21 protein-coding genes, 4 tRNA genes and 1 riboswitch are annotated in these 24,047 nt (G+C 35.4%); of the genes, 20 read left to right on the top strand and 5 right to left on the bottom strand.

The genetic code is table 11. The features are described from left to right. The first annotated feature begins 62 nt into the window (after nucleotides 1-62). Nucleotides 63-716: an HAD family hydrolase gene (locus BXY64_RS07355; protein WP_120239246.1), complete on the top strand. Its 654-nt coding sequence runs from the start codon at nucleotides 63-65 to the stop codon at nucleotides 714-716. 88 nt (nucleotides 717-804) lie between these two features. Here the strand turns inward: BXY64_RS07355 and BXY64_RS07350 are convergent, their stop codons facing one another. Further along, nucleotides 805-1,737 (bottom strand): cation diffusion facilitator family transporter, encoded by a 933-nt coding sequence (locus BXY64_RS07350; RefSeq protein ID WP_120239245.1) that lies wholly within the window; start codon nucleotides 1,735-1,737, stop codon nucleotides 805-807. Nucleotides 1,738-1,971: 234 nt separating this feature from the next. Continuing rightward, nucleotides 1,972-2,115: riboswitch (molybdenum cofactor riboswitch) on the top strand. 8 nt (nucleotides 2,116-2,123) lie between these two features. Here BXY64_RS07350 and BXY64_RS07345 point away from each other — a divergent pair. The 10 genes from BXY64_RS07345 (at nucleotide 2,124) to BXY64_RS07295 (ending at nucleotide 8,795) form a co-directional block, all read left to right on the top strand. Beyond that, a complete protein-coding gene (locus tag BXY64_RS07345) occupies nucleotides 2,124-2,744 on the top strand; it encodes a P-loop NTPase family protein (RefSeq protein WP_120239244.1) in 621 nt (206 codons plus the stop codon). Between the two features lie 4 nt (nucleotides 2,745-2,748). Continuing rightward, nucleotides 2,749-3,924: a molybdopterin molybdotransferase MoeA gene (locus BXY64_RS07340; RefSeq protein ID WP_120239243.1), complete on the top strand. Its 1,176-nt coding sequence runs from the start codon at nucleotides 2,749-2,751 to the stop codon at nucleotides 3,922-3,924. Next, nucleotides 3,908-4,708, top strand: a complete 801-nt coding sequence (locus BXY64_RS07335; protein ID WP_120239784.1) for a GTP 3',8-cyclase MoaA — start codon at nucleotides 3,908-3,910, stop codon at nucleotides 4,706-4,708. The genes BXY64_RS07340 and BXY64_RS07335 overlap by 17 nt, the downstream gene beginning before the upstream one ends. 94 nt (nucleotides 4,709-4,802) lie before the next feature. Next, nucleotides 4,803-5,258, top strand: coding sequence for a cyclic pyranopterin monophosphate synthase MoaC (moaC, locus tag BXY64_RS07330; RefSeq protein ID WP_120239242.1), 456 nt, complete (start codon nucleotides 4,803-4,805; stop codon nucleotides 5,256-5,258). A 113-nt stretch (nucleotides 5,259-5,371) separates the two neighbouring features. Beyond that, nucleotides 5,372-6,307, top strand: coding sequence for an MOSC domain-containing protein (locus BXY64_RS07325; protein ID WP_120239241.1), 936 nt, complete (start codon nucleotides 5,372-5,374; stop codon nucleotides 6,305-6,307). A gap of 149 nt (nucleotides 6,308-6,456) precedes the next feature. Beyond that, nucleotides 6,457-6,541 (top strand) — tRNA-Ser (locus BXY64_RS07320). 45 nt (nucleotides 6,542-6,586) lie between these two features. Then, nucleotides 6,587-6,669, top strand: a tRNA-Tyr gene (locus BXY64_RS07315). A gap of 100 nt (nucleotides 6,670-6,769) precedes the next feature. Then, nucleotides 6,770-6,854: transfer RNA gene (locus BXY64_RS07310), tRNA-Ser, on the top strand. A 527-nt stretch (nucleotides 6,855-7,381) separates the two neighbouring features. Continuing rightward, nucleotides 7,382-7,469 (top strand) — tRNA-Ser (locus BXY64_RS07300). Between the two features lie 126 nt (nucleotides 7,470-7,595). Next, nucleotides 7,596-8,795, top strand: a complete 1,200-nt coding sequence (locus tag BXY64_RS07295; protein ID WP_120239239.1) for a site-specific integrase — start codon at nucleotides 7,596-7,598, stop codon at nucleotides 8,793-8,795. Nucleotides 8,796-8,856: 61 nt separating this feature from the next. On the opposite strand, the gene BXY64_RS07290 is transcribed toward BXY64_RS07295, so the two are convergent. From BXY64_RS07290 to BXY64_RS07275, 4 genes are read right to left on the bottom strand one after another with little or no spacing between them, the layout of a single operon-like run. Further along, nucleotides 8,857-11,877 (bottom strand): type III restriction-modification system endonuclease, encoded by a 3,021-nt coding sequence (locus BXY64_RS07290; RefSeq protein WP_120239238.1) that lies wholly within the window; start codon nucleotides 11,875-11,877, stop codon nucleotides 8,857-8,859. A gap of 4 nt (nucleotides 11,878-11,881) precedes the next feature. Beyond that, a complete protein-coding gene (locus tag BXY64_RS07285) occupies nucleotides 11,882-13,774 on the bottom strand; it encodes a site-specific DNA-methyltransferase (RefSeq protein ID WP_120239237.1) in 1,893 nt (630 codons plus the stop codon). Between the two features lies 1 nt (nucleotide 13,775). After that, a complete protein-coding gene (locus BXY64_RS07280; protein WP_120239236.1) occupies nucleotides 13,776-14,534 on the bottom strand; it encodes a DUF4391 domain-containing protein in 759 nt (252 codons plus the stop codon). Nucleotides 14,535-14,542: 8 nt separating this feature from the next. Next, nucleotides 14,543-17,710: a DEAD/DEAH box helicase gene (locus tag BXY64_RS07275; protein ID WP_120239235.1), complete on the bottom strand. Its 3,168-nt coding sequence runs from the start codon at nucleotides 17,708-17,710 to the stop codon at nucleotides 14,543-14,545. Nucleotides 17,711-17,949: 239 nt separating this feature from the next. Here BXY64_RS07275 and BXY64_RS07270 point away from each other — a divergent pair, with 239 nt between their 5' ends. The 9 genes from BXY64_RS07270 (at nucleotide 17,950) to BXY64_RS07235 (ending at nucleotide 24,045) form a co-directional block, all read left to right on the top strand. Then, entirely contained in the window at nucleotides 17,950-18,624 is a 675-nt protein-coding gene (locus BXY64_RS07270) for a hypothetical protein (RefSeq protein ID WP_120239234.1), read from the top strand. A gap of 198 nt (nucleotides 18,625-18,822) precedes the next feature. After that, nucleotides 18,823-19,398: a hypothetical protein gene (locus tag BXY64_RS07265; RefSeq protein WP_120239233.1), complete on the top strand. Its 576-nt coding sequence runs from the start codon at nucleotides 18,823-18,825 to the stop codon at nucleotides 19,396-19,398. Nucleotide 19,399: 1 nt separating this feature from the next. Continuing rightward, entirely contained in the window at nucleotides 19,400-21,505 is a 2,106-nt protein-coding gene (locus tag BXY64_RS07260) for a hypothetical protein (RefSeq protein WP_120239232.1), read from the top strand. A gap of 20 nt (nucleotides 21,506-21,525) precedes the next feature. Then, complete coding sequence (locus BXY64_RS07255) at nucleotides 21,526-22,014, top strand: hypothetical protein (RefSeq protein WP_120239231.1); 489 nt, start codon at nucleotides 21,526-21,528, stop codon at nucleotides 22,012-22,014. A 66-nt stretch (nucleotides 22,015-22,080) separates the two neighbouring features. Then, nucleotides 22,081-22,680 carry a hypothetical protein gene (locus BXY64_RS07250; protein WP_120239230.1) on the top strand — a complete coding sequence of 200 codons (600 nt, stop codon included), beginning with the start codon at nucleotides 22,081-22,083 and terminating at the stop codon, nucleotides 22,678-22,680. Next, nucleotides 22,680-23,006, top strand: coding sequence for a hypothetical protein (locus BXY64_RS07245; protein WP_120239229.1), 327 nt, complete (start codon nucleotides 22,680-22,682; stop codon nucleotides 23,004-23,006). Before BXY64_RS07250 ends, BXY64_RS07245 begins: the two co-directional genes overlap by 1 nt. Before the next feature lie 7 nt (nucleotides 23,007-23,013). Continuing rightward, a complete protein-coding gene (locus BXY64_RS07240; RefSeq protein WP_120239228.1) occupies nucleotides 23,014-23,340 on the top strand; it encodes a hypothetical protein in 327 nt (108 codons plus the stop codon). Nucleotides 23,341-23,344: 4 nt separating this feature from the next. Then, complete coding sequence (locus BXY64_RS21325) at nucleotides 23,345-23,521, top strand: hypothetical protein (protein ID WP_170150605.1); 177 nt, start codon at nucleotides 23,345-23,347, stop codon at nucleotides 23,519-23,521. Beyond that, nucleotides 23,515-24,045, top strand: coding sequence for a hypothetical protein (locus BXY64_RS07235; protein WP_120239227.1), 531 nt, complete (start codon nucleotides 23,515-23,517; stop codon nucleotides 24,043-24,045). The genes BXY64_RS21325 and BXY64_RS07235 overlap by 7 nt, the downstream gene beginning before the upstream one ends. Nucleotides 24,046-24,047 lie beyond the last annotated feature (2 nt).

Here is a 24,047-nt window from a genome sequence, read left to right as displayed (position 1 = left end):
TGTTATTATTTTGTAAAACGATATTAGAGTGCAATATTTGCATTTCAAACCATACAAATATCATGATAAAAGGAGTAATTTTTGATCTTGATGGCACACTTGCCAATTCTATTGAGGACATTGCTGATTCAATGAATCAGGTTTTAGAAGAAAATAATTTTCCAACACACGATTATGCAACTTACAAAACCTTTGTTGGAAGAGGTATAAGAACTTTAGTTGAAAAATCTTTACCGCTGGAAAATAGAGACGCAAAAGAAATAGAAAAGAACTTTGATCGCATGATGCAAGTTTACGATGAAAACTGCATTGTTAAAACCTGCCTGTATCCTGGTATCAAAGATTTATTAGACGCTCTGAGTGAAAGAGGTATTAAGATTTCAGTTTTCTCAAACAAAGCAAACGCATTGACCCAAAAAGTTGTTAAGGTTTTACTTGCCGATTGGAAGCTGGAGTATGTATTAGGCGCTGGCGGCGATATCCCTCGAAAACCCGATCCTAAAGGAGCAATTCTAATTAGTGAGAAAATGGGAATTGATCCTTCGGAGCTAATGTATATAGGTGATTCTGGAGTTGACATGGCAACTGCTCAAAATTCCGGAATGCATGCAGTTGGTGTACTTTGGGGATTTAGAGATATGGAAGAACTACTTACCAATGGAGCTCAAACCATATTGGAAAAACCAATGGATTTAATGAGCTCATTCATCCGTTAACAGTTTTTATTATTAAAAAGAACTTAGCATGAATTAAATAATTATAGTCACCTGTGTGCTAATAATTATTTAATCATGCTCGTTTCGATTAATGCGAATGAGGTTTTTCTTGTTTTACCAGACTTTCATCCTGGCAATATCCATTAATTTCGGGCTGTAAGGTAACATGGTTAATTTCAAAATCATCATGAAGTATGTGTTCCACTTCTCGAAGCAGCTTGTTCACTTCACTTAATGGCATATCCTCTTTAAAACTAATATGTGCCTCAAAATTGATTTGTTTATCATCCAATTGCCAAACATGGACATGATGAATATTTTCAATCTCCTTAACTGATTTTACTTTCTGTTGCACCTCCTCCAAATCGATATGAATTGGAGCAAACTGCATAATGATTCTTACACTTTCGACAATTAATCCCCAACTGGAATAAACGAGATATAGTGCAATGGCAATGGATAAAACACTATCTACCCAGCTTACCTCCCACATGTACATCACAAATCCGCCCAATACCACGGCAATGGAAGAAACCATATCGCTAAGTAAGTGCAAATAAGCTGATCGCATATTGATATTATCCTTAGCATCTTTCACTACCAACAATACACTTGCACCATTTAGAACAATGGAAAGTCCTCCCAGAATCATTACCAATCCTGATTGAATTTCCTGAGGTTCTCCCAAACGTACCACTGCTTCTTTAAGTAAAAAGAATGCAATTACAATTAAAGAAACTGCATTAATAAGTGCAGCCAGTATTTCCGCACGTTTATATCCAAAGGTCTGACGAGCAGTTTGCTTTCTTCCTGCCAACTTACTTGCAAACCAACTAATCACCAAAGCCAATACATCTGAGAAATTATGCAATGCATCCGACAACAAAGCCAAACTTCCTGAAATAAAACCTCCTACCACCTGAGCAACGGTTATTCCAATATTAAGCAAAATGGCAATTCCCAAATTTCTTCCTTTCAAATTCCCATGATCATGCTTATGATCGTGTCCATGCTTTCCCATATTTCATTAATTTATTTGACTGGTTTGTAAATAAAACCATTTTTTAATAAAACTAATTATAAATAAGGCTCTTTTTTCTTTCTATCTCATCTTAAAAAATGGATCCAATAAGACTGAAACAATAGCAAAACAAGGGCTTCCAACAATTGTTTAACAATTTATGCAAACGATATTATTACATTAGCCATACATACACATTTGTAGATTCGTTAATATTAATATCTTTACAATGAATTATTAAAATAACTCCGAGTTTATAAGCTCTAAACAGATTGATATAACTGCAAGATTTATAAACCGATGGGTAAGTTTGGAAACGAATTTGCCTCCCGCAGGATAAATGTCCAAAAATTGGAAAGGAGCGAAATTGATGTGAATGATAATTGATGGTACCCTATGGTACTGGTCTGTTTCAGCATACATTACCTCCAATTCTGCACCGAGTTGGAGGTTTTTTGTATATGGCAATTCAAAGAGAAAATATAATTCTGCTGGCGGGTAATGGTCAGAATGTTGGTAAGACTCTCTTTGCTTGTCAGCTTATTAATTCGTTAAAACAAAAGCATTCTGTTATCGGAATTAAAATATGCCCTCACTTTCATGAGCTTAAGCCAGATACAGAGTTTGTTGTAAAAAACACGAATTATCAAATTACAAAAGAACACCTTCAACAAGGTAAAAAAGATAGTAACAGACTTTTGAGTGCCGGAGCAAAAGAAGTATATTATATACAAGCAAAAGATGATTATCTTAAGGAGGTTCTAAGCTGTCTGGATAAAATAATTCCAAATGATCAGCTTTTAATTATAGAATCGGGAGGCTTGAGAAAAATTCTTGAGCCTGGTTTATTTATAATGATAGAAAGCAAAAACAATAAAAAACTAAAACCCAACACAAAAGAATACAGAGAATTGGCTGATCTGAATATTGAATTTGATGGTGAAGAATTCAATTTTGATTCTAATAATCTCGATTTCTCTGATCGAAAATGGGTAATAAAGAACTAGCAATATGATTACGTTTCACGAGGCTTTAAAAACAGTAAAACATGCCACTCGAAAATTAGAGAAAGAGCATATTGATATTTCGGACTGCTTAAACCGAGTATTGGCAGAAGATGTAAGATCCGATATGGCTATTCCTCCATTCAACAAATCGGCAATGGATGGATATGCTTGTAAAAAAGAGGATTTATTGGAAGAATTAGAAGTCTTGGAAGTGATCGCCGCTGGTGTTGCTCCTTCCAGGTCTGTTGGAAACAAGCAATGTTCAAAAATTATGACTGGTGCTATGGTGCCTGAAGGTGCAGATACAGTTGTAATGGTAGAACATACCGAAGAATTAGAGAACAACCGAATTCGCTTTACCAAGGAAAAGACAAAATCAAACATCTGTATCAAAGGTGAAGATATTGAAGAAAATGATGTAGTTCTGAAAAAAGGAACCAGGTTAAAATCTCAACACATATCCGTATTGGCAACGGTTGGTTGCACCAATCCATTGGTATATAAAAAGCCAAGAGTTGCGACCATTGCCACAGGAAGTGAGTTGGTAGAGCCACATCAAAAGCCAAATAAATCACAAATTCGAAATGTGAATTCCTGGCAATTACAAGCTCAGCTAAAGAAGATTGGTATAGATGCCAATTACTATGGCATAGTGGAAGATTCAAAAGAGGCCACACAAAAAACCATGGAAAAATGCCTGGCCGAGAATGATATTTTGATCATTTCAGGGGGTGTTTCGGTTGGAGATTGCGACTATGTACCTCAAATTTTAAAGGAGCTTGGTTTTAATATCTGGTTTCACACTTTAGCTGTAAAACCAGGAAAACATACAGTATTTGCTGCCAAAAATGGTCAATACGTTTTTGCAATGCCTGGTAATCCGGTATCCTCATTTGTGCAATTCGAATTATTAGGCAAACCTCTTGTTTTTAGATTGATGGGACACGATTACAATGCACCCATGGTACGCATGCCAATTGCAGAAGATTACAAGCGCAAAAGAACCGACAGGTTAGCATTTATCCCTGTTCGTTTTAATGCCAATAATAGAGTAGTTCCTATTGAATATCACGGCTCAGCACACATTAATGCATTCACATTGGCGGATGGAATAATGGCTGTACCTAGAGAAGTAGATGAATTTACTGAAGGAGAATTTGTTTATGTTAGACAATTATAATCGAAATATCAATTACTTAAGAATTTCAGTTACAGATCGCTGTAATCTTCGCTGCACTTATTGCATGCCAGAAGAAGGTATTGACCTCATTGTGCATGAAGAAGTACTTAGTTTCGAAGAAATTGTTGCTTTTGTAACAGAAGCCATTGCCTCAGGCATCACGAAAGTGAGATTAACAGGTGGTGAACCTTTGGTGAGAAAAGGTATTGTAGACTTGGTTAATAAAATTGCAAGCATTCCTGGCATTGAAGACTTAGCCATGACCACCAATGGTATTCTACTGGAAAAATACGCCAAAGATCTGGCTAATGCCGGATTAATGAGGGTTAACATCAGTTTGGATACCATGAATCCTAAAAAATACAAAAAGATAACTCGACTGGGCAATATCGAAGATGTGTTTAAAGGAATTGATGCGGCTTTGCAAGCTGGCTTACATCCAGTTAAAATTAACTGTGTAAGAATGCCTGATGCCGATTTGGACGATCTGGAAGCATTAAGAAAATACTGTAATGGTAAGAACCTTGATCTTAGATTCATTAGACAAATGGATTTGGCAACTGGTGAATTTTCTATTGTTGAAGGAGGAAATGGAGGCAATTGCCTTGAATGTAATCGTATCAGGTTAACTGCTAATGGAAAGGTTAAGCCTTGCTTGTTTAACCAGAGTGAATATGATTTAAAGGAATTGGGCGCACAACAGGCCATTAAAAAGTCCATTAATAAAAAGCCAAAATCCGGAAGCAAAAACAAGAAAGGAAGCTTCTATGGAATTGGAGGGTAAAATCAATTAATAATGAATAATTAGTAATTATTAATCGTATGTACTTACAAATGAATTCCATATTAACTAGTTACTGATCATTTACAATATAAGAATGGGAAAATTCAGTCATATCGATAATGAGGGAAAAGCCAATATGGTAGATGTTGGTGATAAAATTCCACAAATAAGAGAAGCCAGAGCTACTGGTAAAATTATATTGGAAGAACAAACACTTCAACTTATTAATGAAAATGCATTAAAAAAAGGTGATGTACTAACGGTGGCTGAAATCGCAGGAATTCAAGCTGCAAAAAAAACAAGTGATTTAATTCCATTGTGTCATACACTGCAAATCACAAAAGCTGAAGTTAAATGTATTGTGGTTGAGGATGGTGTTGTTGCTAACACAAGGGTAAAATGTATAGGTCAAACTGGCGTTGAAATGGAAGCTTTAAGTGCTGCAAGCATTGCCCTTCTCACCATTTACGATATGTGTAAGGCGGTTGACAAAAACATGAGAATAGAAGGGATTAAGCTATTGGACAAAACTAAAACTGACTTGAAATAATACCGATTAGTATTTAAGAATGATCAATAAGCTCACTTCGTTTGTTATTGATCTTTAAATATCTATCGGCATTACACCCCAATAATTTTAAAATCAAAATGGCATAACATACTATGAACAAAGAAGTAAGTGTATTATCGGTTAATATTTCAGAAAAGAAAGGTACAATTAAAAAACCTGTTGAAAGTATTGAGTTAAGCTCTATTGGAGTGGAAGGCGATGCTCATTCGGGAAACTGGCACCGTCAGGTTAGTTTATTGGCCAAAGAAAGTATCGATAAGTTCTCAGAAGAAGCGAAGCGAAAAATCAATTTTGGCGAATTTGCCGAGAATATCACTACTGAAGGTATTTTATTGCATCATACTGCCCCACTCGATAGATTTGCCTTTGGCGATCTGGAACTTGAGGTTACACAGATTGGTAAAAAATGTCACGGCGATAATTGCAGTATTTTCAGGGAAGTTGGCAACTGTGTGATGCCAAAAGAAGGAATCTTTTGTAGGGTGATTAAAAACGGTGCTCTTAAAGCTGGTGATACATTAACCTATTATCCAAGGGTAATAAAAACCATGATCATCACACTTAGCGATAGAGCCAGCAGAGGCGAATATGCTGATAAAAGTGGTCCGTTGGCTGAAAAACTTTGCCAGGATTTCTACAAATCACGAAACCGACATTATAGAATCGAAAAACATATCATACCCGATCAGGAAGAGGAATTATCAAAGCTACTTGACAAAGCAAAATCGAAAGACTTTGACATTGTTTTCACTACTGGTGGAACAGGAATAGGTCCTAAGGACATTACTCCTGAAGTGGTACAAAAACACATTAGCAAAGAAATTCCAGGTATTATGGAACTAATCAGAGTGAAATATGGCATGGAAAAACCAAATGCATTGGTCAGTAGAGGAATTGCGGGTGTTATGGATAAAACTTTAATTTACGCCATGCCGGGAAGCCCAAAGGCGGTAAATGAATATTGCAGCGAAATTTTTAAGACCATCGAGCACTCCTTATACATGCTAAACGAACTTGATTTGCATTAATTGAAAAAATAATTCAACTGAACATCAAGCGCTTCGAAAACAATTCGAATTTATTGCAAAAAAATGTTTGGTAGCAAATAAATTTTGTCATACATTTGCACCCGTTATCACAAGAGATGACAGAGCAACAAAAGCTCAGAACAAGTATTGGAGAGATGGCAGAGTGGTCGAATGCGGTGGTCTTGAAAACCATTGTACGGCAACGTACCGGGGGTTCGAATCCCTCTCTCTCCGCACAAAGAATCTCGATTGAGATTCTTTTTTTATGCTGAAAATATTGGGGAGATACCAAAGTGGCCAACTGGGGCGGACTGTAACTCCGCTGACTTTCGTCTTCGTAGGTTCGAATCCTGCTCTCCCCACAATCAGATAGAAAACGTTCAATCTTTAAAATATTCTTGTAGGAATTGCTCAATAGATGAGTCTCGGGTTTATTCACGTACCCTGAGCAAAACAAATACTGGAGAGATGGCAGAGTGGTCGAATGCGGTGGTCTTGAAAACCATTGTACGGCAACGTACCGGGGGTTCGAATCCCTCTCTCTCCGCTGAATAAGCACTGAAGTTGAAAACTTTGATGCTTTTTTTATGCACTAAAATTAAAGGGATGAGAACCCAATTGGTTTGTTTTGACAATGGAAAGTCAGCTTTTACTAAGTGGAATATTATTGAACGTACTTCATTGCAAAGCAAAATACTCTTCTACCCCGTCTCTGGGCGTACACACCAATTGCGTGTGCATACAGCTCATCCTCTCGGACTAAATCCCACAATCGTAGATGCCCCACTTTATGGTTTGAAGGCTGACCGCCTAATGTTACACGCCGAAGAAATCACCTTCGTACACCCTTTTACTCAGAAAAGAATAAACTTTAAATGTTGGGCTGAATTTTAAGCCTAACTAAATAATATCGATTAATTACTTTAAGAGTGTATTTTACCAATAATGCACTCTTAAAATCCCTCAATTTACAGCATAAATAAATATGCAAATTGTTAAATTTTATATTCCCTAACTTTTTAAAATCTGCAATTTTATTTTACTTTTGTGATCACACTCAATTATTGCAACATTGGAGAGGTGCAGGAGTGGTTGAACTGGCTCGCCTGGAAAGCGAGTATACGCCAAAAGCGTATCGGGGGTTCGAATCCCTTCCTCTCCGCTAAAAACAAAGGTTCTGTAAGATTTACAGAGCCTTTTTTTTATGTCCTAAATTTCGGTTTTTAGCGAAAAAAAGCGATCTTAGAGTTAGAAAACTTGCAAAAAACTTGCAAAAATTTGATCCAATATGGCAAGCACAAAATTGATATTAGATACCCGAAAAGCTAAAAAGGATGGAACCTTTCCTATTAAGCTTGCAGTTTCTCAAAAAACCAAAACAGCATACATTAGTGCAAAAATTTCCATACCTAAAGAATATTGGGACAATGGTAGAATTAAAAGAGGATGTCCAAATATTGACAACCTAAGACAAACGAACAATGAACTTGCCTCACTCTTATTTGATGCCGATGATTACATTTATGAGTTAGAAAAGAAAAATAAACTAGACCGATTAAATGCCAAACAGATTGCGGACTACATTAAAAACGGTGGAAAAAGTAATAATTCTAATATCAGCTTTAATGAATATCTAAAAAAATACCTTGATGAAATAAAATCTCCAAGTACCAGGGAAAAATATGATTTTACTTTAAGAGCAGTTGAAAACTTTACCAATGGAGAAATTATTTTCTTTGATGAGATTAATAAAGCGTGGCTGAACCGTTTTAAAGAATGGAGACTGCAAAAGTCTGCACCAACAACTACCAATATTGACCTTAGAAATATTCGTGCAGTTTATAATCGTGCAATTGATGTTGATGAAATCATAGGCCAAGAATATTATCCTTTCCGAAAATTTGAATTCGCAAAAGACAAACCAAGAAATTTAAGACTTCCAATTGATACCATTCGTGCCATTAGAGACTTCAAAACTCAAACTGAATATGTAGCACTTGCAAGAGATTTCTTTATGCTTTCATTCTATCTAATTGGCATGAATAATTCAGACATTTTTGAAATCAAAGAAATCTTTGAAGGCAGAATTGAATATGAGCGAAACAAAACTCAAAAAAGTTATTCTGTAAAAATAGAGCCCGAAATTCAAGAACTTCTCGATAAGTTAAAGGGAAAGGAAAAACTATTGATTTACCAGGAACGATACAAAAACATTAAAACCCTAAACAACCAAATTAATAAAGGCCTAAAAAAAATTGGTGAAGATGAAACTGTTAATGTTCCAGGTTTAATCATGTACCATGCTCGACACTCTTGGGCAGGAATTGCTGCAAAAAAACCCATTGGAGCAAGTAAAGCTTTAATTGCACAAGCTCTTGGCCATGGTAAAACAACGGTTACTGACACTTATTTTGATTACGATAATGAATTGGTGGATGATTTGAATAGAAAAGTCATTGACTCATTAAAAAACAACAAAACCCCTTAATTAAGGGGTTTTGCATTATTACTGTAGTGAATAGAAATTATTCCTGATAGTTAATTCAACCTTAACTACTTAAAGCAAAATCTTCCACATCATTTATATTAGCTGCAACAATCATTTCGCTTCCTATCGCAGCAAAATGCTTTTTGCCACAGGCAATTTTAGCTTGTTCTTTTGGTCGTAGATCAAAAAGCCCTGTACTTCCCTTAGATTCTACCACAAAGAACAGTTTTTCTTCACTATCATCTTTCCAAAGAATCGCCCAGTCAGGATTATAAGTACCCAGAGGAGTATCTATCTTAAACCAGTCAGGCAATTTGGCATAAACCGAAATATTAGAATTCTTCTCAAACTCTTCAGCTAAAATTGATTCCGTTTTTGAGTCGTAAACCACATATTCATAAGGCGACTTTTCGCTTTCTTTCAGATTGCTATTTAGATAACCAAAAAGTTCCTCATTATCGAATAGCTCTTGACTATAATACTCTGTATCATCAATCTTTTTATACTGAATACCATCAATGATATGCATCTTCATTTGTTCATTGATAATATCAATACAACTTTCAATAAATTTTTGAGGATTAATTTTGAAGAGTGTCAGTTTACGAGTACCAGTAAGTATTTGTACAATTGCTTTACGAGTGAGTTGAGTTTCATTTTGTAGATACGAAACAATATCAGGTAATACCTCTACACCATTCTCCAGGTTAGCAGTTGTTTTTTCTGTTTCTGTCTCAATTAATCCACCTTCTGTGATATCAACAGATGCTTTTGAATAATGAAGTTTACCTCGACTAACTTTTAGATATTCATCCAACCCTGTTATACAGGCTTGAATCAAACTATCTTCATCAAAATCTACAGAAAAGGTAGTTTTGAATTTCACTTTATCCCATAAAGCTCTAAACTCCTCACTATCTAAAACGGCACGATTAACTGTCACCTTTTTCTTGTCATCACTATTCTTAATATCAAGCTTACCTGATACTTCTTTTAAGTAAGAAATAACCTGCTTTTTCACATTTGGATTATCAGTAATCTCCTCAGGCAAATCAACTTTGTCCGCTTTTAAGTCAATTCTTAATAGATCTTGTACTTTTCCTCGTTTGTCGATATAACCTTTTTCCTGCAAGAAATCATGTAGATCTTTAGATTTTTGTTCTCCCAAATGCGATACAGTATCACCATCAATGTTGATTACAATCTTACCAAAACTATGCTCCTCAATAATTCCAAACTTCAATCCAGTTTCACTTTCAATCTCTTTCTGCAAACCATCCACAAAATCTTTGTATGATTCCGATGCCATTACTGTAAGTGTATTTACTTCATGTCCGTAAATACGCTCACCTTTTTGGTTAACACACAAACGAAGACCTCGACCAATTTCCTGGCGTTTGGTAATTGTTGATTTTCCACCATCTTTTAAAGTACAAACTTGAAAAACATTAGGATTATCCCACCCCTCTTTCAATGCAGAATGAGAAAATATAAACCTCAGTTTTGAAGAAAAACCAAGTAGTTTTTCTTTGTCTCTCATGATCAGATTATAGGTATCCTCGTCTGCATTTGTTGATCCTGTGGTATCCTTATAACATTCGTATTTTTCCTTTTTATTGCTCTTTTTGCTTTTCTTATCGATAGAGAAATAACCATTATGCACTTTCGATGCATCTTGTTCATTATCTGTAATTTCATTGAATAGACTCTGATATTTCGGCTTTTGAATCAGTTTTAAATATTCTTCTTCAAAAATTTGTCCGTAAATACCATTACTGTCTTTCCCCTCTTCATCATAAAGGCGGTACTTAGCAACTGAATCGATAAAAAACAGACTTAAAACTTTAATACCCTGAGGATTTAGAATCAATTCTTTATTCAGGTGTTCCTCAATAGTCTTCTGAATCATTGCCCTTTTAATCTGCAAATCATCAACATTTCCAATGGTTTCTCCTTTTCTAATTATTTCATCTCTACTGGTAAAATCGATATATTCATTGCCCTCTTGAGCGTAAATATCATTGATTATATAACCTGCATATTCTTCTCGGCCTGTAATTTCCTCTAAATCATCATTGTGTTTTACCGTAACTGTTTTTCTGGAAATTTTACCTTTACTAAATACATCAAGTTCTAATCTAGCCGTTGGTTTTCCTTTACCTACTTTCACACTTACAAAACGAATATAAGCCATATTATTTGCTCCCTCCGTTTGAACTGAAGCTACTTCTATTTGCTTAACCAACTTTTTATTATAGGCATCAACTGCATCAAGCTTATACATTACATTTATCTTATCGATATGGGTAGCTGAAAACCTAATTTTAGCGATAGGATTAAGGTTATTAACAGCTTTTTTAGATAATGCAGTATTCATGGCCTTTTGAGGCTCATCAATAAACACAACAGGATTTGTATTTCTAATCAAATCAAGCGGTTTGTATCCTAACTTGTCATTGTATCTATGAATAATATTTGCTTTGTTTTTAGTATCACTGGCATCCTTAAAAGATTTACTAAAAGCCTGGATATTAATCACCATGATATCTAAACCATCGCTTGTTGCAAAATCACGAACCTGATTTAATTTATTACTATCGTAGATAAAGAAATTGTAATTCACATTGGCATACAATTGCTTTAAATGTTCCTGTGTGATTTGTAAAGACTTGTAAACCCCTTCTTTAATTGGAATTGACGGCACTACGATAATATGCTTTGAAAAACCATATTTGCGATACAGCTCCATAATAGTACGTAGATAAACATAGGTTTTACCAGTACCTGTTTCCATTTCAACAGTAAAGTCAAGGTTGTTTTTATCAATTTCCTTACGATCGGTGGGCTTTAAACCATTTGCAAACTGTATGGCTTGCATATTCTCTGCAATTTTCCCCTCATTTAGCGTTAAAAGGTTACCATATCCTAAAGCTTTAAAATCAAGAGTTTTTTGTTTGGCAATATACTCTGGAGAAAATACAGTAAAGTTCGACTCACAGACTTCTTGTCCTTTAAATATATCTGTTATAGCACTTATAGCATCTTGTTGATAGTCTAAAGTACTTTCGAATTTAATTTTCATATTCTTAAATACTTCTTACTTCGTTAATACCAAAGGTTCTTAAGGTGTGTAAACTGTTTGTTTTTTCAACAATTGTAAAGCCTGAATCTTTAAATATCACTCGACAAGTTTCTGGATTTAGCTCTTGTTTCCACTCTCCAATTCCCTGAGCTACTTGTTTTGTAATTTTATCTTCTAGACAAATAAATATTGCACCAAATCCTACATTAAAAACTTTGGCTCCAGCAATAATCTTTTCTTCTATCGGAAGAGATAAATCTAATCCATATTTCAATAAAATCTCATAAAGAACATCCTCTTGCGTACGATCTTCTTTTATACTTTCTGTTGAGTTAAAGAGGTGTTGTTCGAGATTATCTCTTTCTCCATCCCAAGCATTTATATTTGATTGATCCAACTTAAACACTTTAAAACCTAAATCTATACCTTTTGCTTTTTCTGGATTTTCTTCCAATATCTTTTGGGCTGCACGACGAATGCGATCCTTACCAATCTGGGATATAGTCTTATAACCTGCTATATAAGCCTCACTCTTTTCATCAGTAGCTTCTGGGAGTTGTACTTGTATGTGCCTTCGCTTGCCTCCATCTTCTAAATTTAATTGCATAACCGCATGAGCCGTTGTTCCAGAGCCTGAAAAAAAGTCCATAACTAAAAAATCATTTTCACTATTCGTTATCTTTAAAATCTGATCAATTAGACGAACTGGTTTAGGGCCATCAAAATACCCTTTTCCATCAAACAATGATTTAACTTCTTGTCTTCCTTCTTGGTTATGACCTACTTCCTCATGAAACCAAATTGTATTAGGTCTCAATCCTGATTGAACTTCTGAATAAAATGTTTTTAACCTAGGAGTACCATCACCGTTTCGACCAAACCAAATCCGATTATCATCAATTAATGATTGCAATTTTTCTTCACTTACACTCCAAAATCTACCATCTGGTGGATAAGATTCTCTTCCACTTGGTGATATTATTTTATATTTTAATTTATCTGATCCTGACTTTGCAGATAGTACTACTGAAGTCCATACTCCTCTTGGATCATTATCTGGATTAGAATAACCTTTAGCATCATCTAATGTTCTTGGCAATAAATTAAGTTTCCAACCACTGTTCTTATTAGAATTAATGCTTTGTTTTGCAAAACAAACAATATTATCATGCATTGTTGAAAAGTATGTTGCATCATTAGCTCTTGCAAACTTTTTTTGCCAAATAATATTCGCCACAAAATTATCCTCTCCAAAGATTTCATTTCCAATTTTCTTGAGATTCTCAATTTCATTATCATCAAGAGAAATAAAAATCACACCATCTTCTTTAAGCAAATTACGAGCGAGAATCAATCGAGGATACATCATATTCAACCAATTAGAATGATAGCGTCCATCACTTTCGGTATTTGTGGTCAGTTTATTACCTTCAGAATCAGTTTGTCCCGTTAATTCTAGGTAATTACCCAAATTATCTTTGTAGTTATCCTTATAAACAAAGTCTTTACCAGTATTATACGGTGGATCAATATAGATCATTTTCACCTTTTTGGCATAGCTTTTTTGTAATAGCTTTAATACTTCAAGGTTGTCTCCTTCAATATAAAGATTCTTTGTTGAGTCCCAATCTACACTCTCTTCTTTACAAGGGCGAAGTGTTCCTGTACTAGGTTTGTGGGCTTCTTGTCGGGCACGGTTTTTTCCTGCCCAGGTAAAACGGTAATATTCCTCTTCTTCCTCAATTTCTTCTCCAAGCACCTGTTTAAGCACCTTAAAATCTATTTTACCTTCAGTAAGTATTTCAGGAAATAATTGCTTTAATTTTTCAATATTATCGGCTACAATATCTTTGCTCATAGTCAATTGATCACCTTGTTGTATTTTCTCTATGGTCATGCTATAGTAGTTTATTTTTTATCGTTTCAATTTGTTTTCTGTTTTCCTGTATTTTAATATTTAACTCAACCTTATCGCTAATTTGAGTCTCTTTTTTTATTTGAGCTTTAAAATATCTAATATCTGCTTCCAGAAGTTCAATTTCTTTTAACAATTCAACATCTTCCTCAGTACGGCTGTAGGTTCGTTTATTAAATGAACCTGTAATACTTGCTGTTTTATATCTTACTATACTTTGTATGTAAGAATTAAAAATGGCTTGCATATTCATCTTATCCAGAACAGAATAATTAACAGCTTCGTATAAATCACTTACAATATCAGTTTTAAAGAGCTTATTAATTACAGGAGTTGTAAAATCTTCTTCTATTACTCTTTTGGTAGTATCGTTTTTGTTTATTCGTTTATTACATGCATTAATGACAAATTCATTTTCATCCTGAATTATTAATAAAATGTGATAAGGAATATATCCTTGTATGAGTTCAATGCATTTTGTCGCAAATTTACTAAGTGTATTAATAGGAAGCTTGCATGTGATCACATAAATTCTTTCGTAAGAAGAATTATCATCTACATATTGAGGAATATTTGCAGAATTGGTACTAATTTCAGCCACCAACTCCATAGACTCAATATTAGAATTCAAAAAACTCTTTTCGGCAGAAGACAATGCAAAATTCTTCAAAAAGAAAGATTTTGTTAGCCTCTTATTCAAAATGGAAGAATTCGGAATTTTTAGAATCTTATTGTAGTTCATACCTTTAATTACTTAATAATTAAATATGCAACCAATTCTAAGTCTTCTTCACTATTGATGCTATTACCTAATAGCGTTGCACCACCTGGTGTAGCTAAAGAATCCAATCCAAACTCTTCTTGAACACCAACAATGTTATTTATTGCAGTGCGAAGCAATTCTGTATATTGTTCCATTTTTTTAGAATTCCTTGTTTCCTTATTAAACAACTCAACAGTATCGTTCATTACTCTGGTTCTACCCATAGATAGCTTGCGGAAGTAATCTAGCGCTGTTTTTGTTTGTTTTGCTGTAACAACATGCTCACCATCTGCACTAAGATAAACCAGGAAGTATGGATAAATGATATTGTCTTTTAATTTTTTCTCCTCAATATTATTAGTGTCTTTCAAGCAGAATAACACCCCTTCTTTAATATCTTCCAGGTTTGATTTAACAACGGCAAATGATGCTGGAGGAATTTCGTTTAATGCTTCTAATTCCTTATCACTACTTTTCTCAATATCTATTTTAAAGTCATTAAAGGAAAGGTCGGTGATTGAAATATTTCCTTGAATATCTTCAATATCCATTACCTGTTCTTGAAGTTGTTTCAACTGGCGTTTACGGTATTCAAGATCTTGCATTTCTTTATTGTTTTTAGAAATAACATTATCCTCTCCAGTTGCTGAAACATCAAGCATTACCATCCTACCTTGTACACGAGCAATTAAGTCGATAAAACCATCAAGCTCCATACTTGGGAAGAAATTTACCAACTGTATATTTTCATTTTTAGAGCCAATCCTGTCAATACGTCCAAAGCGTTGAATAATACGAACAGGATTCCAATGAATATCATAGTTAATTAGATAATCACAATCTTGCAGGTTTTGCCCTTCTGAAATACAGTCTGTACAAAATAGTATATCAATTTGATCAGTAATCTCAGGATAAATCTCATTTCTCTTTTTTGAAAGAGGTGAAAAATTCAACAAAATCGAATTAAGATCAGATTTACATTCCTTCATATTGGTCTTATTGGTTCCAGAACCAGTTACCAATGCACTGTAAATCTTCTTTTCTTTATATAGCCATTGTTGTAGTTCATTGTAAAGATAATTGGCTGTATCTGCAAAGGCTGTAAATACAATTACCTTCTTATTATCGTCATTAATAGGGTTTTCAAGTTTACTTTCTATTAATTCTTTAAGTTTTATAATTTTAGCATCTCTGGCAGCATGGATTTCTTCAATTTCATTCAGAAGCTGCGATAAGATATTCCTATCCAATTCAAGATTCTGTTGCCATTTAATTAGATCCATATCTTGCAACAAAACCTTAGTTTTACCTCCTACAAGTAAATCTTCCAGTTCAGTATCATCTGTTTCAATATCGATAATATTAACATCTAAAGCCAAATCTGATTCGTAATGCTTAGCAATTTGATTAATATTTGCCTCAATAAACTCAATTAACTTTTCAAGAGTAATTCTAAACGAAAATATAGAGCTTTCAAGTCGTTTTAAAAGGTTTACTCTCATTAAATAAATCAAAGATTGCTCACGGTCAACTTGCTTAAACACACTACCAGTGTGAGTCTGCACATCATACTTTTGTTCGTAAAGCTCCCTTTTATCTGCTCTTACATATGCCAGTGGTGTATATGCAGCCAAATTCAGACTACTAATTTCATCATAAAGCTGTTCGATATCGTTAAACTTTTCAAGAGCATCAATACCAGGCTTTACTGTTATAGGCGTATTACGAGTGGGAAACTTACCAATTTCTGTGGTGTCATAATATTTTTCAATATGCTTTCTTGAACGAGCAATAGTGAGCATATCCAGAATTTTAAAATATCCACCATCTAGCTTTTCCATCAAATCTTTAGCATTCAATTTTTCAGGATCACTAGATTTATACCAATCAGAAAATCGTCTTTGTGAATCTCTCATCAAATTGGTTATACTATCAATACCATGTGATGCAAAAGCTTCATCATCTCCCTCGGTAATAAATGCGATTTGATTTTTCAAATCATTCATTTTATTATTGACTGGAGTTGCAGATAACATTAGTACTTTTGTTCTAATATTTGCCTTTATCACATCGTTCATTAAACGCTTATAGCGAGTAATCCCATCTTTTTTATTGGGATTATTTCTAAAATTATGCGATTCATCAATCACTACTAAATCGTAGTTCCCCCAGTTTATCATCTCAAGATTTATATCTCCTGATAAACCTCTTTCTCTTGTAAGATCAGTATGGTTAAGAACATCGTAGTTTAATCTATCCTGAGCTAGAATATTTCTTTTATCATTTAACTGGTATAAAGTCCAGTTTTCTCGAAGTTTTTTAGGAGCTAAAACTAGAATTCTATCATTTCTAAGCTGATAATATTTCATCACTGCTAAAGCTTCAAAGGTTTTACCCAAACCAACGCTGTCTGCAATAATACACCCCCCGAAGGTTTCAATTTTTTCGATGGCTCCAATCACAGCATCTTTCTGAAAATTATAAAGCAAACTCCAAATCTTAGAATCTTTAAAGCCGACTTTTTGTAATTTCTCATCTGCTTTGTCTGTTATTGCAGAATCCTGAAAAATCTGACGAACGCAATATTTATAAATATCCTGCGCAGGGATACTTTTTGATGCTTTTGCAACATTATCAATTACCAAATCTATTGCCGATTGGCTACCATTTTGCCAAACATTATTGAATAGCTTCAAATACTGATTGTCAGAATCCTCAAACGTATTTATAAATACTGGTAACTTCGAAGCAACAAGTCCCAAACAAACAGAATCTAAATCCATTGGAGTAAGAGAAAAACATGTAGAAACATTATCATTCTCTACTATTAAAATATTCTGATTGCCAATACCACCTTTTCTTATTTCGGTATTTTTCTGGATAAATGATATTACTTTATTTGCCCTGAATGGCTTATCAAGCAATAGATTAAGCTTGTGTTCCTTTTCTGACTGAATAAACTTAAACTCCTCTATATCCTTATTCTTAATATTTAATAGTATTTGTATATGTTTTACTCTATTTAGTATTGGAAGTAACTCAAATAAAGCAAAGACAGTAAAGTAGTTACAACTTAAATATACTTTTGAATTATCCTGAATCGTATTCTCAAATTCTTCCTTAAGAAGAATATCTTGATTATTAATAATTTTCATTCAATCAACTTTAGTTCTAGAAGATGTTTTTAATATAGTTGGGTTTACTAAAATATAAATGTTATTTAAGTTTTTAGCATAATTTGCCATAAATAATCATGCTATATCATGAACGAACTTGAATAAGAATGCCATCTCATTTACCCCTACTTTTATCCCTGTAACTGGATAAAACAATTAATCACCTAAATATTAAATACATATTCAGTTATCCTGATAACCTCTTAGCACAAGAAATCATGAATTGTATAGTATGTAATAAACCAATTATTGGCAGAAGATCAGACAGCAAATATTGCTCAGTATCATGTCAAAACGAGGCTAAAAAGAAAAGAATAGCCGAAAAATATTTTAATGAATTAAATGGAATATATCCAGAAAACGGGATAAGTTCCCCAAATCAACAACAAATGATGAATGCCTCTAAAGAATTAAGATCCCTGGAAAGAGAGAATTTTAATACCATTTTAAACCTTAGGACAGAATATGAAGGTAAAATAAGAATACTGGAAGACACAAGCTTAAGGCAGAGTTTTAAAATTGAAAAACTTGAAGATAAGATTTCAGAATTAAAGGAAAATCACCTTAAAGAATTGGAGCAAGCAGAGAAAAGCACAACCAAGGACACCGTTACAGCCATAACCCAAATGCCAGCGGTTCAAACTACACTGGGCATGCTTGCTAACAATCTAATCCCTCAAAATCCTAGTTCACTGGGTAGTGTAGAAAATGAATTCAATATCCAGGAACGTCAAATCATTGATGCCATTCGCAGGATGCAACCAGATGCACAGGCCTACCTTGGACAGATGTTATACGTACTATTCTCCAAGTCACACCAAGAACAAATGCAGATATTCACCACTTTACAAGCATATCTTGCACAAGAACAACAGGAAGAAGAGGACATATAAACCATTTTCCAAACATGAATACAGGATAAAAGGAGCTTTTCAAAGGTTCCTTTTTTTATGCCAGATCGGGATATCATTTTAGATTGTAAAACTACTTTTTCATTAAAAATGGCAATCAGCAATTTGCATAGTCTTTCACTTCAATTCAGCTTCATTCAAACATATTGACCGTTAACCTGATATCCTCATATTTGGGATATGAAAACAGGACACATCATACTTATTGGTAGCCTTGCAACAGCTTTCTACCTTAGGGATAAACTAGTTCCCTACCTTGGCAACAAGGCCAATCAGCTGGAAGATAAAATCAAGGATTATACCACAAATAAAATAGAGGTAAAACCCAAAGGTCTTCCCAGGATTAAAGTCGATTTTAAAAGAGGTGCTTTAAATCTGAACGGTGCTATGGAGCTAACCAGTAAAATTGGATTTACTGCCACTTTAAACACATACCAGATTAACCTGATCCTGGAAAAAGGCGATCAAAAGATATTACTTGGAAAAACACCTTTGGAGCAACCTAACCAAAAGGTTACTGGCAATGCCAAGACTGAAATTAAGTATGTTTTTTCAGTAAAACTGGCTTCCATCATTCAACTTTTAAAGGCGAAGGAGTTACAGGGGCACAGCCTACGCATGTATGTGGATCACCTGAAAGTTAACGGCATTGATATGCCCAGCATCAAAATTGATATTAGCAGAACCTGGCAGGACATTGCCAAAACAATTAACAATCCTGCATCTGTTCTAACTGACATATTTAGCAAGTTATAAAATGGAAACCGTCTTAAAAACAACTAACAAAAACGGAGATGTAGTGTTCCGCACTGCTAATGGTCAGATTGTACACCAAGGTGTGAGAAAGATCAAACCTGGTTTTGAGTTCAATCATTTAATTGATACCAGCGATGTCAAGTTCACCAGCACATTCACAGAAGGATCGGTAGATGATACCGTTTCCATCATGTGCGATATCATTAAAAAACACCATGGACAAGTAAAGGAGCTAGCCAAAAGCCTGAAACGTGATACCAGGTACAATACCCTAAAATCGATTTGGGATTTTGTCTTCAATCACATTCAGTACAAGAAAGATACTCCAGGAATTGAACAGCTTAGCACCCCTGCAAGGATATGGCTAAACAGATCCACTCCAAACACGCCAAGTGATTGTGATGATCACTCTTTATTTGTTGGCTCTCTTCTTTACTGTCTTGGTATTCCTTTTTCCATTCGAATAGCTGGTTACGAGGGTAAACCCTTTTCACATGTCTATGTTGTTGTTGGTGATGTTTGTATCGATACCGTCTTACACCGCTTCAACTGTGAAGCTGAATATACATCTAAAAAAGACAAACAAATGCAAATTGAAACATTGGCTGGGGTTGGAGCAGATCCCGAATTTGTTGACGGTCTTGGAGCACTGAACCATTTGCATGAAAGTGGCGATAATTACGACACCATCATGCAAAGACTTCATAATTCTGAGCAGGTCAACGGAGTTGGTGATTCAGACCTGGAGGAAGAAGAAAAAGCTCTTCGAATCCTGGGAGAAACCCAACTGGAAACCACACTTAGAGAATATGAGTTGGAACCTGAAAAATACCATGCCTTAGGTTTTGGTCAGAAGTTCTGGTTACACATGAAAGCAGCTTTACAGGCTATTAAAGATGGAGAATCCCTGGATGGTATCATCATTAAACTGACAGATGGTTCCAAATGGGAAAGAGAAAACCTTTCTCCACTTAATGGAATGGCTGGTGAAGATGGAGAAACCATTGGGTTGCTTTCTGCCTTGGATGGATTTTTCAAAAAGTTCAGGCGTAAAATCAAAAAGTTTGGTCGATATGCTAGAAGAACAGTTAAAAAGGCAGGGAAATTCATTGCCAAAGGTTTTAAAAAGGTTGCCAAGTTCCTAATGAAAATCAACCCGATTAACATTGCCATTCGTGCTGTTTTACGTTCACGAATCAAAAACAACAAAAAGGGATTGGCTCTTAAAATGGGCTATGGATTACTTTCTGCTGCCCAGGCTAAGCAATTGGGAATTTCTACAAAGGATTACAATGCGGCCAAACGTGCTTACTCCAAATTCGCCAAGAAATACCGCTTTTTAGGTGGTAAGGAAAGTAAACTAAGAAGAGTCTTAGCAAGTGCCTGGCAAAAAGCAGCTCAGAAAGCAAGTCTTCCATACATGAACCTGGCTGGAGATTTAGGCCAACTTGAAGGAAGAAGAAGGAGAAGACGCCGCCGAAGACGCAGAGCAAGAGCCAAGGCAAAAAGAATGGCTGCCGAAATGAGAGCTAAAATGAGAAATTCTCGCTCAAAGCCGATGTCTAAATATGAAAAGGAAAGATTGGCTTTCTTAAAGTTGGTTCATAAGGACATTGCCAAGCAAGAATTGGGAGTTGTAGCAACTACAACTGCAATTGGCAGTGCTGCCATTGCAAAGAAAGTAGCCATGATCCTGGTTCCTATCTTCTCAATTTTGAAAGCTGTTGGTTTGGGTGACATGATCAAGAAAATGAAGGAAAAGAGAATCAGTAATCTTAGTGAGAGAATCAAAAATGAAACTGATCCTGCAAAAAGGTTACTCCTGGAACAAAAGAAAAGCAGAGCTGAGAACAACCTGGTAATTTTTAATCGGGTGCTCGATAAGAAAAAGCCAGCTGTGAAGTTGCCTGCAAAACCAAATTACAGCGTTCCGAGTTATCAGGCTTCAAATGATCCTGGAACCTATCATACTGAGTCAGGTCAATCAAATTCATTTCAACCTATAACTGCTAACAACACAAAACAAGCAAGAATGAACCCTTTAGCCATTGGAGCCTTGCTTTTAGTTGGTGGTGGTTTGTTGTGGGGAGCAAATAAGAAAAAGTAAATCAATCTAAAATTTAAGTAATGAGAAAAAACAACATTTCCGTAGTTGGTATGGAGTTAGCTAAAACCGTGGGTGGCGTAATGGCTGGACGATATGCGGTTGTTATGGGTAAAAAGGTTCTGAAAGTAGACCAGGAAGTTGACCCAAAGAAAAAGAAATTAAAAGAAGTAGGATTAGGTGTAGGCGTTGCCGCTCTTGGCACTGTTGGAGCCTTAAAAGTTCCTGCTCAATATAAAAGCATTTGCGCTGGTATTGCCACAGCTGGAGCCTTATCTGCAATGACTCCTTTTGCCAAGGAAGATACTGGCTTTATCCCAGCTCTTCATGGTTCAATCGGTGCGGCTGAATTGGCTGAATACACAGAAGACGATATGAGCGATGAGCTAAATGCAGTAGGCAGCTACCAGGATATTCTTGATATGGAAGAGCAAGATGAAATTAATGCTTTGGAAGCTCTTTCAGATGGTGGTTATGAAGGTGGAAGCTACGAATTAAACGAGGTAAACTAGGCCTTGTAAAACAATCGCATAGGAAAAAATCATTTTTTAGAAACACAGAGTAATAGTTTAAATAGCATGGAATTAGTTAAAGTTTTAGAAGAAAAAGCAAACGTAAGAGCGATTGCAAAAGCAAACAAGCAAATCACTTTTGATACTGACGGAGCTCAGATCGAGAAAGATGTTTTGTACATCCGTAAATCCCTGGCAGGGAAAACAGGAATTCAGCAATTAATGAAGCCTCAGGACGTGGAGAAAGATGGTGTTCGGAACATCGATTCAGCACGTTTGACTGGTGGGGTTGCTTTCCTGGTAACTGGGATTTTGATCTCAACTGCAAATTGTGCCGCAAAATTGGCAAGTGAAGATGAAATCTCTGCACAGGAGTTCAATGTTGGTTCGGAAAATCCAACTCTTGCAAGCTTTTTCAACAATGAGTTATCAATCAAAGTAGCCAACAAAGAAAAGATGAAGGCCATTTTGCGTCACATGACTCCAGAGCAAGCTGGTGATGATAAAACCGTAGACATGGCTCATGAGGTTAGTCCTTTTATCATTGCTCCAAATCAAACCATTTTACCTGAACTAAACATCTTCAATGCTCCTTGTCCTGCTGACAAAGACATCGTTATTGAGGTTGCTTTTGTTGGGTACAAAATCACTGAAAACCACGCCTAATGAAAAGATTTGTTTATAACATCCATAAACAATCATCAGACCCAACAGCCACCTCTAATGAGGTGGTTAGTTTTGATGATTACGACCACTTGAAAGCAGTTTCATGGATCGGAGAAAACGGGGGCAATATTGACGTAGAAATCAAAACTCATGACGGCAAATTATCCATTGTTGAAAGTGTTCCTTTGGATTACTTTAAAATTGGAACAGGACGTGAGGAAATGATTTTGGAACAACCCATCTCAAACAATTCTATTCGAATTGCCACCTCATTTATTACAGGTGCAGAGGTAAAAGGTGCACTTGTGTTCACTTTGGAAAAATAGGTTACAAATGAGACTTTTTGAGAACATTCAATCAGTCGTTGAAGCTGGGCGACTCATCAAAGTAAGTGTTCCAGCTTCAAAGGCATTGATCATTACCAACAAAACAAAATCAACTGCTATCCTTCACCCCAATGCTTCATCCAAAATCGGTTATCCTTTGGAAACAAAAGAGAGCCTGGAGATAGAAGACATTACAGAGGAAGCAGGTTTCTGGGTATTTCTTGAAGCTTCAGAAATTGCAGAAAAGGAAGGTTTATTTCTGATTTCTCAAACTGAAACAAGAGACTTTACAAGCCAGAACACAAACAACACAGTAGTAATTCAAAAAGGATAAAGACATGCCAACAAGCAAAGAGAAAAAGAAATTCAGTAAGAAGGAAAAAGCCGAGCTTTTAGAAAGCTTTGCAGTCCCTTTAAACGACAAGTCTTTACGAATCATTGAGTATTTCCAGAATTCGGGAAAAGACTTGAATAAATTACTTGCAAACGCTTATAAATACCGACACTTATGCTAGGAGTTTTACCTCAGGCCGCAGCAACCAAACTGGTAGTTGCGGAAGGAGCCAAAAAATATAAAAATCTTGATCCTGCTCAAAAGCAAATGGTCAACATCGGCGGTTTGCTGGTAATGGGATTGGCTCTTTATGCTGGTTACAAAATGTTTTCCAGAATGAATGGAATGATTGACTGGTTTACTGGAGCCAAAAGTGAGAAAGAGAGAAAAGAAGCTGAAAACAAAATTCAGAATCAAATCAATGATGAGATTTCAAAAGTAGGAGTCAAACCTACCATTGGAACGGCAACTGCCAAAAGTATTGCTCAATCCCTCTTGGATGCTTTTGAGTACATGGGAACTTATGAAGAGCAAGTATACAGCAATCTGAGGGTACTAAAGAATAGTGCCGACTGGCTCTTGGTTGGTCGTGAATACGGAATGCCCAGGAAGAGAACTTTGGTAGCTGAACTGTACAATGAGCTTGACAACAAGGAAATGGCAATTGCAAGATCCATCTTATCTAAAATCGGGGTAACAATTTAATT

Source organism: Marinifilum flexuosum (assembly GCF_003610555.1).
GTDB lineage: Bacteria > Bacteroidota > Bacteroidia > Bacteroidales > Marinifilaceae > Marinifilum > Marinifilum flexuosum.
This window is presented reverse-complemented; position numbering and strand designations above follow the sequence as displayed.